Here is a 12,833-nt window from a genome sequence, read left to right as displayed (position 1 = left end):
CCATAGCTGCTGGCGCTCAATGGTCAATCATTTCAGATGAAAATCCATCTGAAACCCTTGAATATCAAGCGCTAAAAGCTATGTTTTTGATATTGACGACAAGGCAGAACCGCAGGTCTGCCCTCGGGGAAAGAGGCGTCAGCGCAGTACCAGCAAGCGCGGGCCGCCTTGGTTGCTTTCGCTCAACGCGCTACGCTCAGGCGCCTCAGTACTGGTACTGGGTGTAGCGGTACTTGTATTTGTAGCCAACGCCATAGCCATAGCGGCGCTTGCTCATGTCGAGGTCGTTGAAGACCACGCCGCGCACCTGCACGCCGGTCTGCAGCAGCCGCTTCGAAGCCTCCAGCAGCTCGCCCAGGCTGGTGACTTCGGCCCGCGCCAGCATGAACACGGCGCCAACCAGCGGCGCCAGGATGCCGGCGTCGGATGCGGCCAGCACCGGCGGCGCGTCGATGATGACGAGGTCGTACTGGCCGGCGGCCTGCTGCAGCAGGGCCTGGGTGGCCGGGGTCATCAGCAGCTCGGCCGGGTTGGGCGGCAGGATGCCGGTGGACAGGAAGTCCACGTTGGGCACCACGCTGCGGCGCACGGCCTTGTCCAGCGGCAGGCTGCCGCTGACCACCTCGCTCAGGCCGCCCTCCCGGCCCTGGCCGAAGTAGTTGTTCAGGTGGCCCTTGCGCAGATCGGCGTCGATCAGCAGCACGCGCTTGTTGGCGGCCCCCACCACCGCGGCAAAGTTGACGCTGGTGAACGATTTGCCGATGCCCGGGGTGGGACCGGTGAAGAGCACCAGGTTGCTGGTGGCATCGAGCATGGCGAACTGCAGCGCCGTACGCAGGCTGCGCAGGCTTTCGACCACCGGGTCGTCGGGAGCCTGCAGCGCCAGGACATGGTTGCCGGGCACCTTGTCCTTGATGGCCTTGGCCTGCCGCACCTGGATTTCGGAGTGCGGCACCGTGGCGAACACGTGCAGGCCGCTGTGCTGCTCGATGTCCGACGGGTCCTTGATGCCGGGGCGCAGGCTGTTGCGCACAAAGGCCAGCGCCAGTGCGGCCAGCAGGCCGAGCACGCCGGCCAGCGCCACCACCAGCGCGCGGCGCGGCTTGACCGGCAGCTCGGGCACGGAGGCTTCGTCCACCACGCGCACATTGCCGACCCGGCCTTCCTTGACCAGACGCAGTTGCTGGAAGCTGTTGAGCAGGCTCGTGTACAGCTCGTTGTTGACCTTGACGTCGCGCGTCAGGCGCAGCAGATCCTGCTCCACCGTGGGGAAGGTCTTGGCGCGGCCATTCAGCTTGGCGAGTTCGCCGTTGATGCTCTTGATCTGCTCGTCGATGGTCTGCATGCTGGGATGGGCGCTGGTGAAGCGGGCTTCCAGTTCCTTGCGCTTTTGCTGTAGCTCGATCAGGCTGGTCTGCAGCTTCACGCCATGCTCCAGCATGACCTTGGCCTCGCCTTCGAGATCGAAGACGTTGTTCTTGCTGCGGAACTGGTTGAACTTCTGCTCGGACGCCTCCAGTTCCTTGCGCAGCTGGGGCAACTGGGTGTCGAGGAAGGCCAGCGATTTTTCTGCTTCTGCCGCCTTGCGCTGGATGTTCTGGCGCACGTACAGCTTGCCGATCTCGTTGAGCGTGCGGGCGATCAGCGCGGGATCGCTGCCTTCAAGCGTGCTGCGGATCATGCCGGACTGCTTGCCCTGCTCGGCGATGCGCATGGCATCCTGCAAGCGCCCAGTGACGTCGAGCCGGGAATAGCGTGTGACGTAGAAGACCGCGCCAGGTTTGCCCTGGGCGCCAGTCACCAGCAACTCGCCCTGCGCATCCTGGTATTTGAAGCGCAGCGGCTCGCCGAAGCGGCCTTCGCCCAGCAGGTCGCCATCGGGCGAAACCAGCTGGTAGCCGGTGTCAGTGAGGACGAGCGTGTTGGCCTTGCCCTCCAGCGCCTTGGGCACGGAGAACTGGGCGACCTGCAGCGCCTCGGTACCGCTGACATAGCCATCCATGCCCAGGAAGCCAGGATTGGACACCCCCGTGGCACGCCGCGACAGCCAGCGCCCCACGAGCGGAATGTACTTGGGCTGGATATCCAGATCGAGCTGCAGGTTGGCGACGGCCTCGCCAACCACCAGGCGAGAACTCAGGATTTCGATCTCGGCAACGGCGGGCGACTTGATGTCGAACATGTTGCTCATGTCGCCCAGCATGTTGTTGACGCCGCCGATCTTGGTGTCCTCGACCTGGATCAGGGTGTCGGCCTGGTAGATCGGCGTGCTGAGCAATGCATAGCCCACGCCAATGGCCAGGGCCAGCGCGGTGATGCCGGCAATGAGCCAGCGGTTGTCGAGCACCACGTCCAGCAGGTCGAGCAGATGGATGGCATCGCCCTCGTCCTGGGGGGGCTGGCTGGGCGGCATCGCCTGCGCGGTGTTGGGATGGGAAGGAGGAAAATTCATACGTTCGATTGCTTCTGATCCGTGTGTGGTTGGACGCTCAGGTCAGCGAAGGGACTAGCCCAGCTGCTGGATGCGGGGCACCCAGTCGGTGACCCCGCGGGCAATGCCGCTGTAGGCGGCCTCGAAGGCCTCGCGGGATTGCCGATAGGGGTCGGCGATATCGAACCCGCCCCACTCGCCCAGGCGGAAGACCTTGCCGCGGGTCCAGGGGTATTGCTGCTCCAGTGCGGATTTCTGGCTCTGCTCCATGACCAGGATCAGCTCGGCCTTCTGGCACATCCAGGCAGCCAGTTGCTGCGCCCGGTGGGCGGCGAGATCCAGTCCATGCTGCGCGGCCACGGCGGCTGACTCGGGATCGGCCGGCTTGCCGACCAGGGCACCCAGGCCGGCGGACCAGATGGTCTTGCCGGGAAACTGCTGGCGCAGCAGCGCTTCGGCGGTAGGACTGCGACAGATATTGCCTATGCAGAGAACCAGGATGTGCTGCATCGCAGACTTGCTCATCGGGTCGCAGCGGCAGAGGCATTGTTGACAGCCAGCGCGCTCGGCAGGATCTGGCTGATGACGCGGTTCCACTGCACCACGGGCACCGGGTCCACATAGACGACATCGCGCGGCTTCAGCGCAAAGCCCTCGGACAAGGCATAGGCCATCGGAGAGCTGGCATCCAGGTGGAAGATCCGGGCCTGCCCATCGGGCACGGCGCGCACCACATAGACCTGCTTCGGATCGCCCGTGGTGGTGCTGATGCCGCCTGCCTCGCCCAGCGCCTCGTTCAGGCTCAGGCGGCCATTGCGCAGCGGCTGGGCCACCGGACGCGTGACCTCGCCCAGGATGTAGACCTTGGATTCCTCCTTGCTGAGCACGCGCACCATGTCCCCCTTGCCCAGCAGGATGTGGGAAGGGTTGATGCCCAACTCCGTCAGTTGCTGCATGTCGATGGCCGTGGTCTTGCCGCCGCGCGAGACGGTCACGCTGGAGCGGTCAGCCAGCGCCGTGAAGCCGCCGGCGCGGTTGATGGCCTCCGGCAGCGTCATCGGAATGTCGTTGATGGCCTGCAAGCCAGGCGTGCGGACTTCGCCATCGACGTAGACCCGGCCGCTGCGGTAGGACTGGATGCGCAGCGTGACCCGCGGCTGCTTGACGTACTTGGCGAGTTGCTGGATCAGCACATCGCGGGCCTCGAACTCGGTGAGCCCACCCAGCTTGACGCCGCCCACATAGGGAAACTGGACATATCCGGCCGAGCTGACGTTGTAGCCGTTGCCCACCGGCGACAGGCTGGAGGCATCCGTGGCCAGCGAGGAGCCGGCAGGCGCCAGCACCAGCTCGGGGTGGTCCCAGACCACGATGTTGAGTACATCCCCGGGGCCGATCCGGTAGGGCTTGGCCTCACCGAACAGGTTGCGCACCTCTTCGCTTACATCGGTGGCCCGGCCCGCCCGCTGCTGGCGGATGAGATCCGGCGTGATGCTGAGCAGCGCGCCCGCAGGCGGAGCATCCTGGGCCACGGGCTCACCCACCGGCGCACCGGAGGTTGCGCCCTCACCCCGCTCACCTTGCGCGGCGTGGGACTCCGGCAGGGGCGCGGCCCCATCGGCGCCCAGGCCTTTGTGCATGGACAGGCCCGGCGCATAGGCGCAGCCCCCCAGGCCGGCCAGGGCCAGCACCAGCGCAGACCAGCGCAAGGACGACGAACAACGTGGAAATTCAAGGTTCTTCTGCATGGAAATCAGGAGATATGGCCATGGCTGCGGCACTGGGCCCCAACCGCGATCGGCGAAAAATGACTGGGCTCGAAGCCTCCCCGCCAACACGAAGAAAAGCTGCAAGCACTCGGGCTGAAAAAACGGGCGCGCAGGCTACCGCAATGTCTGCACCCTTTTGGTGGTGAAACATGGGATGGATCTGCTGGTTGTAGGAACCTGTCCGGTCGCGCCGGCAGGGACTTTTCAAGACGCCGTCAGACCGCCTCCAACCGGTGCGATTCGACGCTGACAAGTTGCGGACGGCCCATGAGTTCCAGCAGCACCGATACACGGCGGCTGGAAGCCGACTGGACCAGGCCTTCCAGGCCCTGGAAGGCGGGATCACTGAACCGCACCCGGTTGCCAGGGCGCAGCACAGCGGGCTCCGCCACATCCATGGCATTGCGATCGGCCTCGAAACGCCGGATGGCGTCCAGGATGTCCGGGCGGATCGTGGCAATCTGGGTGCCGAAGCGGATCACATGCGACATGCCACGCGTGGCGCTCACCGACGCGATGGACTGGCCTGGATGCGAAGGCCGGAAAAACACATACCGGGGGAACATCGGCTCGAAGACCACCTTCGCACTGCCGTCGACCTTTTTCAGGCGCTTGTAGAGCGGAAGGTAAGCCTCGAAGCCCTGTGCTTCGAGGTTGTGAACCGCCACCGCTTCCAGCTTGGGGCGCGCGTACGCCACAAACCAGTCCGCGGCCTCCTCATGGACATGCCCCGAGTCCACGGACTGCGTCCCTGCATGAATCTTGTTGTCGATCACAACCCTCCCCCCTTTTAGCCAATGCCAACCCACTGCCTCTGCAGCCGGCGCAATGCGGCATGCGATAACACATTGAAAACATTGAATAAATATTGATCTCTTTTTATCTTAATCAGAATTTTTGGACGCTGGGGGCGAGAACGCATCAGCATGTATCCTGAGGCTACAGTTCATGTCACGCATCTTTTTTGCATGGGAGAGCGCCATTCCCATGCTTAAATGCGAGTCGTTTATTTCATTTCCACTTCAAAAGATCAATAATCAAACCATTGATCCTGGGGAAGACGTACGTGGCAAGAACGGCAAGAGGTGCGGACCATCTGGAGCGGGCCCGCGAGATACTGGCGCGGGCACAGACTGCGGAGGAATTGCGCCAGGCCCAGGCCGTGGTGCTGCCGCTGGCCCACGGCATGAGCCTGCAGGAAACCGCACAGGCCATCGGCCGTTCGGTGGCATGGACCTCCAGGCTGCGCAACCGCTTCCTGGCCGGGCAGGCTGTCATCGAGGGGCAGCCACCTGCGCGCGGCGGCCGCCGCAACCACCACATGACCGAGGCGCAGGAGCGCCAGGTGCTGGCGCCCTACCTGGCCCGGGCACGCACGGGTGACAAACCGGCCGTCACCGAGATCAAGGCCGATCTGGAAGCCAAGCTGGGGCGGGCCATTGCACTGTCGACGGTGTACAAGCTGCTGCACCGGCATGGCTGGCGGGAAGCAGCCATGAACAACCACATCCCGCCAGCCCAGGAAGCTGTGCAGGATGCATAGAAAACCCATTTGTTATTCAATAATGTTCTAATGAAATAGAAATTTCACAATCCCTGAAACGCACGCAATCCGCACAAAATCTCACGGAAATCACAGATTTCACAGAACCATCGACAACAGTCAATCGACAAAGCGCTGATCGCAAGCATTCCGCCTGTGCCGGGCCCTGGGGGCGGTAGCAGTTGGGGGTGGCATGTCGCATGAACGCCCTCCTGCATGTGGGTGGGCCCGCCGCAGCAAGACCTGGATGGGAACTGCCTGTGCCCTGCCATCGAGCAACGTGCAGAAGCCTCAAACCAGTTAATAAAAGTTACGCCAGCGCGCCATGAGGCCTATGCCCGGAACCGCTTGCGGTAGCTGCCGGGGCTGGTACCGAGCCGGCTGCGGAAGTGGCTGCGCAGCAGGGCGGCATCGCCAAACCCGACCTGCACCGCGATCTCGTCCACGCCGGCGTCCGTCTCTTCGAGCAGGGTTCTGGCGGCGGCCAGCCGCTGCGTCACCAGCCACTCGCCCGGCGGCATGCCCATCGCCTGGACGAAGTGCCGCTGGAAAGTGCGGGCGCTGGTGGCGGTGTGCATCGCCATCCTGGCAATGGGCCAGTCGCCCCGCAGGTCGGCACGCACTGCATCGAGCAGCGGCGCCAGCGAGGCGCTCGGCCGCCGGGAGACGGGTTCTTCGATGTACTGCGCCTGCCCGCCTTCGCGGTGGGGCGGCATGACCAGGCGCCGGGCCACCTGGTTGGCCGCACGCGGGCCCAGGTCGCGGCGGATCAGATGCAGGCACAGGTCGATGCCGGCCGCGCTGCCGGCCGAGGTGAGGATGGAGCCCGCATCTACGTACAGCACATCGGCCTGCACCTGCACCCGCGGATAGCGGGCCGCCAGCGCAGGGGCATGGCGCCAGTGGGTCGTGGCGCGCCTGCCGTCAAGCAGCCCTGCCGCTGCCAGCACGAACGCACCAGTGCAGATGGACAGGATGCGGGCGCCGCCTGCATGGGCCTGCCGCAGGGCCTCGCTCAGCCGCTCGGGGACCGGGGCGTCGATGCCGCGCCATCCGGGAACGATGATGGTGCGTGCCTGCGGCAGCAGCTCCAGGCCTGCGGCTGGCTGGATCTGGATGCCACCCGCCCCCCTCAGCACACCGGGCTCTGCCGCGCAGGCGGCAAAGCGGTACCAGCCCTCGCCCAGTTCGGGGCGCGGCAGGCCGAAGACTTCGACCGCGCAGCCGTACTCGAACAGGCTCAGGCCGTCATACACGATGACGGCCACCAGCCCCGGCTCGATGCGTGCAGATTCCATATTGGCGCGATTATTACGTAAATTGTCATTCGTGCCACTCGCCTGCTGCACCGGCCTTTCCTACGATGGCGAGCACGGTGCAGCCGCTCCAACCAGTTGCATCGCCCCACCCATTGCCCCCTTTCAACTACCTCAAGGCTCACCCATGAAGAAAGACACCCTGTTCATGCTCAAACCCGGATTTTTCAAGGAATCCGAAGGCCCGTTCTATTGCGGCGATTCGGTCGCCGTGGAAGGACTGCTGAGCTTCTTCCCGCAGTTGCGCAACGAGATCGATGTGCACTACATCGAAGCGCCACGCCCCCGCGCGGCCATCGTCGCCCTCATCGGCGAAGACAACCAGTCCGCGCCCGTGCTGGTGCTGGGCGACGACCGGATCGCAGTGGATGCCGGCGTGGAGACCCGTGCGCACCACGGGGTCCGCTTCATCGATGCGCCCGAGCAGATCCGGCGCTACCTGTCCACGCAGTACGGCGTGGCGCGCGCCTCCTGAGCTTGCGCAGCCTCCAGCGGCCACCTGCGGCAAACCCAGGCACCCGGTGGAACCGCCTACCAGCACTGTTCATTCACGGTTGAAAGCCTTTCAAGGCTTGGCTCGTTATCAAAAAGGGACCGGCCATGTACCATGCCGGCCTTTCAAAACCATAGCATCCGAGCAGTGCCTGGCAACCATATGAATAGTTCCTCCCTGAGCACCGGGGAAGCATCCGCACCGGCCAACGCGGCCTTTCCCCTGGGTGGCTTGATCGCGCTGAGCCTGTCCAGCTTCCTCGCCACGGCCAACGAAACCTTTCCTGCCGGCCTGCTGCCGCAGATCGCGGCGGGGTTCGGCATTTCCGAGGCCTGGGCTGGCCAGATGGTCACGCTGTGCGCACTGGGCTCCGGCCTGGCCGCCATACCGCTGACGGCGGCGACCCGCCACAGGGGGCGCCGGCGGATACTGCTGGCGGTGCTGGCCTGCTTTTGCCTCTGCAACCTGGTCACCGCGCTGTCCACCCACTTCCTGCTCAGCCTGGCCGCACGCTTCATGGTGGGACTGGCCACCGGGCTGGCCTGGAGCCTGCTGGCGCCATACGCCCGCAGCCTGGTCGAGCCGCACCAGCAGGGCCGGGCTTTGGCCGTGGCCATGTTCGGCATTCCCTTGACGCTGTGCGTGGGCGTGCCCCTGGCCAGTTGGGCCGGCGGCCTGCTGGGATGGCGCGGGGTTTTCGCCTGCCTCAGCGCTGCGGGCCTGCTGCTGATGCTCTGGGTGGCGTGGCGCCTGCCCGAGCGCGCGGCGCCGGCGGCAGGGCAGCCCGTGGCCTTCCGCCAAGCCCTCACGACGCCGGGCGTGCGCGCCGTCTTGCTCGTGGTGACGGCCTGGATACTGCCGCACTACATCCTCTATACCTACCTGTCGCCGTTTCTGGATTCGGTGGGCATGGGAGCGCAACTCGACCGCGTGCTGCTCGGCTTTGGCATGGCGGCCATGCTGGGCATCTGGGGCGTAGGCATGCTGGTGGACCGCTTCCTGCGGACGCTGGTGCTGCTGGCCCTGGGCGTTTTCTGCGCCGTGGCTCTGGTATTCGGCCTCGGCCACGCCTCCGTACCGATGGTCTATGCAGGCGTGCTGCTGTGGGGTCTGAGCTTCAGCGGAGCCCCCACGCTGCTGCAGACAGCCCTGGCCGACGCCGCCGGCGAGCACGCCGAGGTGGCCCAGTCGATGCTGGTCACGGTGTTCAACCTGGCCTTCGCCGGCAGCGGTGCCCTGGGCGGGCTGCTGCTCGAAACCACCGGGGTGCGCAGCTTTCCCTGGGTGATCGCCGGCCTGCTGGCATGCGCCTGGGCCGTGGCCTGGACGGCCCGCCAGCACGCCTTTCGCCCCGGGCACCGGAGCGCGGCCAGAACGCCGCAGGCGGCTGACCACGGATAGCACGCCGGCGAACCCTCACCGGCTCTCTCCGCCCTGCTACTCCTGCACCAGCGCGCGCAGGCTCTCGGGCAGTTCCACGGCCTTGCGCTGCACGTGGTCGACCCAGACCACGGTCGCGCCGCCCGTGGCATAGACCACGCCGGGCTGGCCTTCGTACTCGATCTCGTACCAGGTCTCGAACGCGGTGCGCGCAGCGTCGCTGACATACATCTTCACGACGAGGCGGGCCGGGTATTCGATCTGGCGCACAAAATTGCAGAACGCATTCACCACCACGGCGCCGCGCCCCTCGCTGTAGGGCGACTGGGGCAGACCGTGCAGCCACTCGACCCGTGCCGTCTCCATGTACCGGAAATACACCGTGTTGTTGACATGGCCCAGCTTGTCCATATCCCCCCAGCGCACGTCCATTGGCGAGTCGTGCACCCATTTTTTCTGTTCCGGCAGCGAAATTCTCATACGTCCTTCCTGATTTTCGACGCAGTCTACCGGCCTTTGGCCGTTCGGCCGCTGCACGCCCTGTCGCCACCGCGCTTTTGCCGGCCGCTCCCCCTGTAAAACCCCCGATTTCAATTAGGTGACATTCATCCACGCCGTGATATGCTCAACTCAGATTCCAACACAGTGACGGGCTTGCAGGCCCGTTTCTGTTGCCACAAAGATATAACCATTCGAGGACGAGTATGAAGTTGATTCTGTTGGGAGCACCTGGTGCCGGCAAAGGCACCCAGGCAGCCTTCATCTGCCAGAAATACGGCATTCCCCAAATCTCCACCGGCGACATGCTGCGCGCCGCCGTCAAGGCCGGCACGCCGCTGGGCCTGCAGGCCAAGGCCGTGATGGATGCGGGCCAGCTCGTGAGCGACGACCTCATCATCAACCTCGTCAAGGAGCGCATCGCCCAGGCCGACTGCGCCAACGGTTTCCTGTTCGACGGCTTTCCCCGCACCATTCCGCAGGCCGATGCCATGAAGGATGCCGGCGTCAAGCTCGACTACGTGCTCGAGATCGACGTGCCCTTCGAAGCCATCATCGAGCGCATGGGCGGCCGCCGCTCGCACCCCGCCTCGGGCCGCACCTACCACGTCAAGTTCAACCCGCCCAAGGTCGAGGGCAAGGACGACCTGACCGGCGAGCCGCTGATCCAGCGCGAGGACGACAAGGAAGATACCGTCAAGAAGCGCCTCGACGTCTACAGCCAGCAGACCCGCCCGCTGGTCGACTACTACAGCGCCTGGGCCCAGCGCGATGCGGCCGGCGCCCCCAAGTACCGCGCCATCAGCGGCATGGGCAGCGTCGAGGACATCACCGGCCGCGCGCTGGCGGCCCTGGAATCCTGATTTTCAGCCAAATCAGCCTCTAGCCCTTACACAGCAAGCGCAAGCCACTATCTTTTCGATAGTGGCTTTTTTCTTTGCCTACAGGCCCAGCAGCCGCAACTGCAGCGACACCCGCGCCTTGACGGCACTGAGCGCGGATGCGGGCGGCGCCTCAGCCGCGGGGCTGGCCTCGAGGATCTGCCCCAGCGCACAGCGCGAGCTGCGCCACACCAGCACGCCCTGGCCGCGCGCCTGCGCGGCGCCGGCCTCCATGGCCTGGTGCAGCGTGCCATTGCCGGTGCAGGCCAGCACCAGGCCCTGCACGCCGGCCTGCAGCAAGGCGGGAATCAGCTCCGCACGGGCGCCCGCGTGGCTGGTAACCACCTCCACCCAGGGCCAGGGCTGGCCGGCCTGCGCCAGCGCCTGCACCGCCTGCTCGCCACAGTAATCCGGCCGGGCATCGGCCGCGGCGGCATACGCCCAGCGCACCCGGCCGTTCTCCACCCAGCCCGCCGGCCCCTGCTCGCCCGAGCCGAAGGCCTGCAGCCGGTGCGGATGGATCTTCTGCACCCAGCGCGCCGCATGCACCTCGCGGTCCGCCACCACCACCACCTCGGGCAGCCCGGCCTCGGCCGTGGCCACCGCCAGCGCATCGCGCAGGTTCTGCGGCCCGTCGGGCATCAAGGCATTGGCCGGCCGCATCGCGCAGGTCAGCACCACCGGCTTGGGCAGGCGGCCCAGGCACTCCTGCAGGAACCACGCGGTCTCCTCGATGGTGTCGGTGCCATGGGTGATGACCACGGCGCGCACCTCGGGGTTCAGCATGGCGCTGTGGCAGGCCTGCAACAGCGCACGCCACACGGCATCGTCCATGTCCTTGCTGTCGATCTGCGCGAGCTGCACGGCCTCCACCGGCACCGCGTCGCTGCCGGGCAGGCCCTGCAGCAGCGCCTGCACCGAGAGCTGGGCCGCCTGGTACTGCCCGGCATTCGCCGCGTCCGGCGCCAGGCCGGCGATGGTGCCGCCGGTGCCAATCAGCACAATTTTTGATGGCATCTCTTGCCTCTCGCAAAAAACTGGTTAAAAATACAGGTACTGGATTAATTCACAGGTACGGGCCATGGCTTCATCGCCTGCCTGTCAATGAACCGGAGATCTTATGCGAGACCATCTCAAACTCACGGCCCGTCAACAGCAAATCCTGGAGCTGGTGCAAGACGCCATTGCCCGCACCGGCGCCCCGCCCACGCGGGCCGAAATCGCCACCGCGCTCGGCTACAAATCCGCCAACGCGGCCGAAGAGCACCTGAAGGCACTGGCCCGCAAGGGTGCCATCGAGCTGGTGAGCGGCACCTCGCGCGGTATCCGCCTCAAGGCCGAGGCGCTGCGCTCCATCCAGGATGCCCAGCAGGCGCGCGGCAGCGTTTCCGCCTCGCTGGCCGACCTGGGCAACGAGGTCGTGCAGCGCCTGGGCGGCCTGCTGCTGCCGCTGGTCGGCCGCGTGTCGGCCGGCTCGCCCATCCTGGCGCAGGAGCATGTGGACCGCACCTACTCCATCGAAGGCGGCCTGTTTGCACAGCAGCCCGACTACCTGCTCAAGGTGCGCGGCATGTCCATGCGCGACGCCGGCATCATGGATGGCGACCTGCTCGCCGTCAAAGCCACGCACGAGGCCCGCAACGGCCAGATCATCGTCGCGCGGCTGGGCGACGACGTTACCGTCAAGCGCCTGCACCGCACCCGCGAGGGCATCGAGCTGCTGGCCGAGAACCCCGACTACCTGCCCATCGTCGTGCATCCCGGCGAGCCCTTCGAGATCGAGGGCATCGCCGTGGGGCTGATCCGCAACACCATGCTGATGTAGCCCCATCCGGCCGCCGCAGGTGGCGGGCGTTGTCGCGGTGCGCAAGCACCGCGCAACCCTGCGGCAGCCCCCTCTTCGCAATCCTGCCTGTGTTGACCACCCAAGGAGATTCACATGCTGATTGCCGACGCATTGCGCGCGCTGGTGCCGCACGCCCGTACTTCCCTCGCCTTCACGGCCTTCACCACGGCCTCGTCCCCAAATGCGGGCCCGCTGCACAGCGCCAACGATGCCGGGCTGGCCTTGCCGGCGGCGCGCGCTGCCAACCCCGCCAGCCCTGAACCAGCCCAGCCCCATGTGGCCTGGCACCGCAGCGCCGTCGTGCACCAGCAAGCCGGCAGCGGCGAGCAGCTCAGCCTGCTGGACGCGCCTGCCGCCACCGGCCAAGCCCGCCCGCTGGAGCTGATCCGCCGCCCGCGCCCCACCAGCCCCCGTTCGCAACGCCAGGCGCGCGGCGCGCGTGTCCAGGCCGCCAGGTCCAACCTGGCCAGCCCGGTGCAGCGGCACAGCGCCGCCGCGGCCAACGATGCGTCGATCAAGATGTTCTGGGGCCCTGCCGGCCAGCGCGCCGGACGCTCCACCGGCTGGGCCATTGCCGGCCGCATGGCCGATGTCTGTGCCGAACTCGAGCGGCTGGAGCGCCTCGAGCATGTGAGCTGACTCATAAAAAAATAGCTGCCAGCGCTTTACAGATAAG

13 protein-coding genes are annotated in these 12,833 nt (G+C 66.0%); 6 read left to right on the top strand and 7 right to left on the bottom strand.

What is annotated here, in order from left to right; genetic code table 11:
- Positions 1-205: 205 nt before the first annotated feature.
- From ACYVKR_RS02570 to nusG, 4 genes are all read right to left on the bottom strand, one after another.
- Entirely contained in the window at positions 206-2,452 is a 2,247-nt protein-coding gene (locus ACYVKR_RS02570) for a polysaccharide biosynthesis tyrosine autokinase (RefSeq protein ID WP_460479183.1), read from the bottom strand.
- Positions 2,453-2,506: 54 nt separating this feature from the next.
- On the bottom strand, positions 2,507-2,956 hold the full coding sequence (locus tag ACYVKR_RS02565; RefSeq protein ID WP_460479182.1) for a low molecular weight protein-tyrosine-phosphatase: 450 nt from the start codon (positions 2,954-2,956) through the stop codon (positions 2,507-2,509).
- Positions 2,953-4,179: a polysaccharide biosynthesis/export family protein gene (locus tag ACYVKR_RS02560; RefSeq protein WP_460479180.1), complete on the bottom strand. Its 1,227-nt coding sequence runs from the start codon at positions 4,177-4,179 to the stop codon at positions 2,953-2,955. The genes ACYVKR_RS02565 and ACYVKR_RS02560 overlap by 4 nt, the downstream gene beginning before the upstream one ends.
- Positions 4,180-4,415: 236 nt before the next feature.
- On the bottom strand, positions 4,416-4,976 hold the full coding sequence (gene nusG / locus ACYVKR_RS02555; protein WP_460479179.1) for a transcription termination/antitermination protein NusG: 561 nt from the start codon (positions 4,974-4,976) through the stop codon (positions 4,416-4,418).
- A gap of 290 nt (positions 4,977-5,266) precedes the next feature.
- Here nusG and ACYVKR_RS02550 point away from each other — a divergent pair, with 290 nt between their 5' ends.
- Positions 5,267-5,743, top strand: coding sequence for a helix-turn-helix domain-containing protein (locus ACYVKR_RS02550; protein WP_460479177.1), 477 nt, complete (start codon positions 5,267-5,269; stop codon positions 5,741-5,743).
- A gap of 332 nt (positions 5,744-6,075) precedes the next feature.
- Here ACYVKR_RS02550 and ftrA read toward each other — a convergent pair whose 3' ends face one another.
- Positions 6,076-7,041: a transcriptional regulator FtrA gene (ftrA, locus tag ACYVKR_RS02545; RefSeq protein ID WP_460479176.1), complete on the bottom strand. Its 966-nt coding sequence runs from the start codon at positions 7,039-7,041 to the stop codon at positions 6,076-6,078.
- Between the two features lie 145 nt (positions 7,042-7,186).
- On the opposite strand from ftrA, the gene ACYVKR_RS02540 reads away from it, so the two are divergent.
- Both ACYVKR_RS02540 and ACYVKR_RS02535 read left to right on the top strand, forming a co-directional pair.
- Entirely contained in the window at positions 7,187-7,534 is a 348-nt protein-coding gene (locus ACYVKR_RS02540) for a DUF3088 domain-containing protein (RefSeq protein WP_460479175.1), read from the top strand.
- 180 nt (positions 7,535-7,714) lie between these two features.
- On the top strand, positions 7,715-8,953 hold the full coding sequence (locus tag ACYVKR_RS02535; protein WP_460479173.1) for an MFS transporter: 1,239 nt from the start codon (positions 7,715-7,717) through the stop codon (positions 8,951-8,953).
- A gap of 36 nt (positions 8,954-8,989) precedes the next feature.
- Here the strand turns inward: ACYVKR_RS02535 and ACYVKR_RS02530 are convergent, their stop codons facing one another.
- Positions 8,990-9,412 carry an acyl-CoA thioesterase gene (locus tag ACYVKR_RS02530; RefSeq protein WP_460479172.1) on the bottom strand — a complete coding sequence of 141 codons (423 nt, stop codon included), beginning with the start codon at positions 9,410-9,412 and terminating at the stop codon, positions 8,990-8,992.
- Positions 9,413-9,636: 224 nt separating this feature from the next.
- Between ACYVKR_RS02530 and adk the strand changes: the two genes are divergently transcribed.
- Positions 9,637-10,293 (top strand): nucleoside monophosphate kinase, encoded by a 657-nt coding sequence (adk, locus tag ACYVKR_RS02525; RefSeq protein ID WP_460479171.1) that lies wholly within the window; start codon positions 9,637-9,639, stop codon positions 10,291-10,293.
- A gap of 78 nt (positions 10,294-10,371) precedes the next feature.
- Here the strand turns inward: adk and ACYVKR_RS02520 are convergent, their stop codons facing one another.
- Positions 10,372-11,328 (bottom strand): asparaginase, encoded by a 957-nt coding sequence (locus ACYVKR_RS02520; protein ID WP_460479170.1) that lies wholly within the window; start codon positions 11,326-11,328, stop codon positions 10,372-10,374.
- 103 nt (positions 11,329-11,431) lie between these two features.
- Here ACYVKR_RS02520 and lexA point away from each other — a divergent pair, with 103 nt between their 5' ends.
- Positions 11,432-12,136, top strand: a complete 705-nt coding sequence (gene lexA, locus ACYVKR_RS02515; protein WP_460479169.1) for a LexA family protein — start codon at positions 11,432-11,434, stop codon at positions 12,134-12,136.
- A 114-nt stretch (positions 12,137-12,250) separates the two neighbouring features.
- Positions 12,251-12,796 (top strand): hypothetical protein, encoded by a 546-nt coding sequence (locus ACYVKR_RS02510; RefSeq protein ID WP_460479168.1) that lies wholly within the window; start codon positions 12,251-12,253, stop codon positions 12,794-12,796.
- Positions 12,797-12,833 lie beyond the last annotated feature (37 nt).

It is taken from the genome of Comamonas humi, assembly GCF_054782535.1.
Note: the sequence above shows the minus strand (reverse complement) of the source record. Positions and strands in the feature narration are given on the sequence as shown.

Excerpts from the sequence above, each read along its gene's own strand:
- lexA (WP_460479169.1), top strand. The coding sequence starts at position 11,432 with ATGCGAGACCATCTCAAACTCACGGCCCGTCAACAGCAAATCCTGGAG.
- ACYVKR_RS02530 (WP_460479172.1), bottom strand. The coding sequence starts at position 9,412 with ATGAGAATTTCGCTGCCGGAACAGAAAAAATGGGTGCACGACTCGCCA.
- ACYVKR_RS02570 (WP_460479183.1), bottom strand. The coding sequence starts at position 2,452 with ATGAATTTTCCTCCTTCCCATCCCAACACCGCGCAGGCGATGCCGCCC.
- ACYVKR_RS02540 (WP_460479175.1), top strand. The coding sequence starts at position 7,187 with ATGAAGAAAGACACCCTGTTCATGCTCAAACCCGGATTTTTCAAGGAA.
- ftrA (WP_460479176.1), bottom strand. The coding sequence starts at position 7,041 with ATGGAATCTGCACGCATCGAGCCGGGGCTGGTGGCCGTCATCGTGTAT.
- ACYVKR_RS02560 (WP_460479180.1), bottom strand. The coding sequence starts at position 4,179 with ATGCAGAAGAACCTTGAATTTCCACGTTGTTCGTCGTCCTTGCGCTGG.
- ACYVKR_RS02565 (WP_460479182.1), bottom strand. The coding sequence starts at position 2,956 with ATGAGCAAGTCTGCGATGCAGCACATCCTGGTTCTCTGCATAGGCAAT.
- adk (WP_460479171.1), top strand. The coding sequence starts at position 9,637 with ATGAAGTTGATTCTGTTGGGAGCACCTGGTGCCGGCAAAGGCACCCAG.
- ACYVKR_RS02520 (WP_460479170.1), bottom strand. The coding sequence starts at position 11,328 with ATGCCATCAAAAATTGTGCTGATTGGCACCGGCGGCACCATCGCCGGC.
- ACYVKR_RS02535 (WP_460479173.1), top strand. The coding sequence starts at position 7,715 with ATGAATAGTTCCTCCCTGAGCACCGGGGAAGCATCCGCACCGGCCAAC.
- ACYVKR_RS02510 (WP_460479168.1), top strand. The coding sequence starts at position 12,251 with ATGCTGATTGCCGACGCATTGCGCGCGCTGGTGCCGCACGCCCGTACT.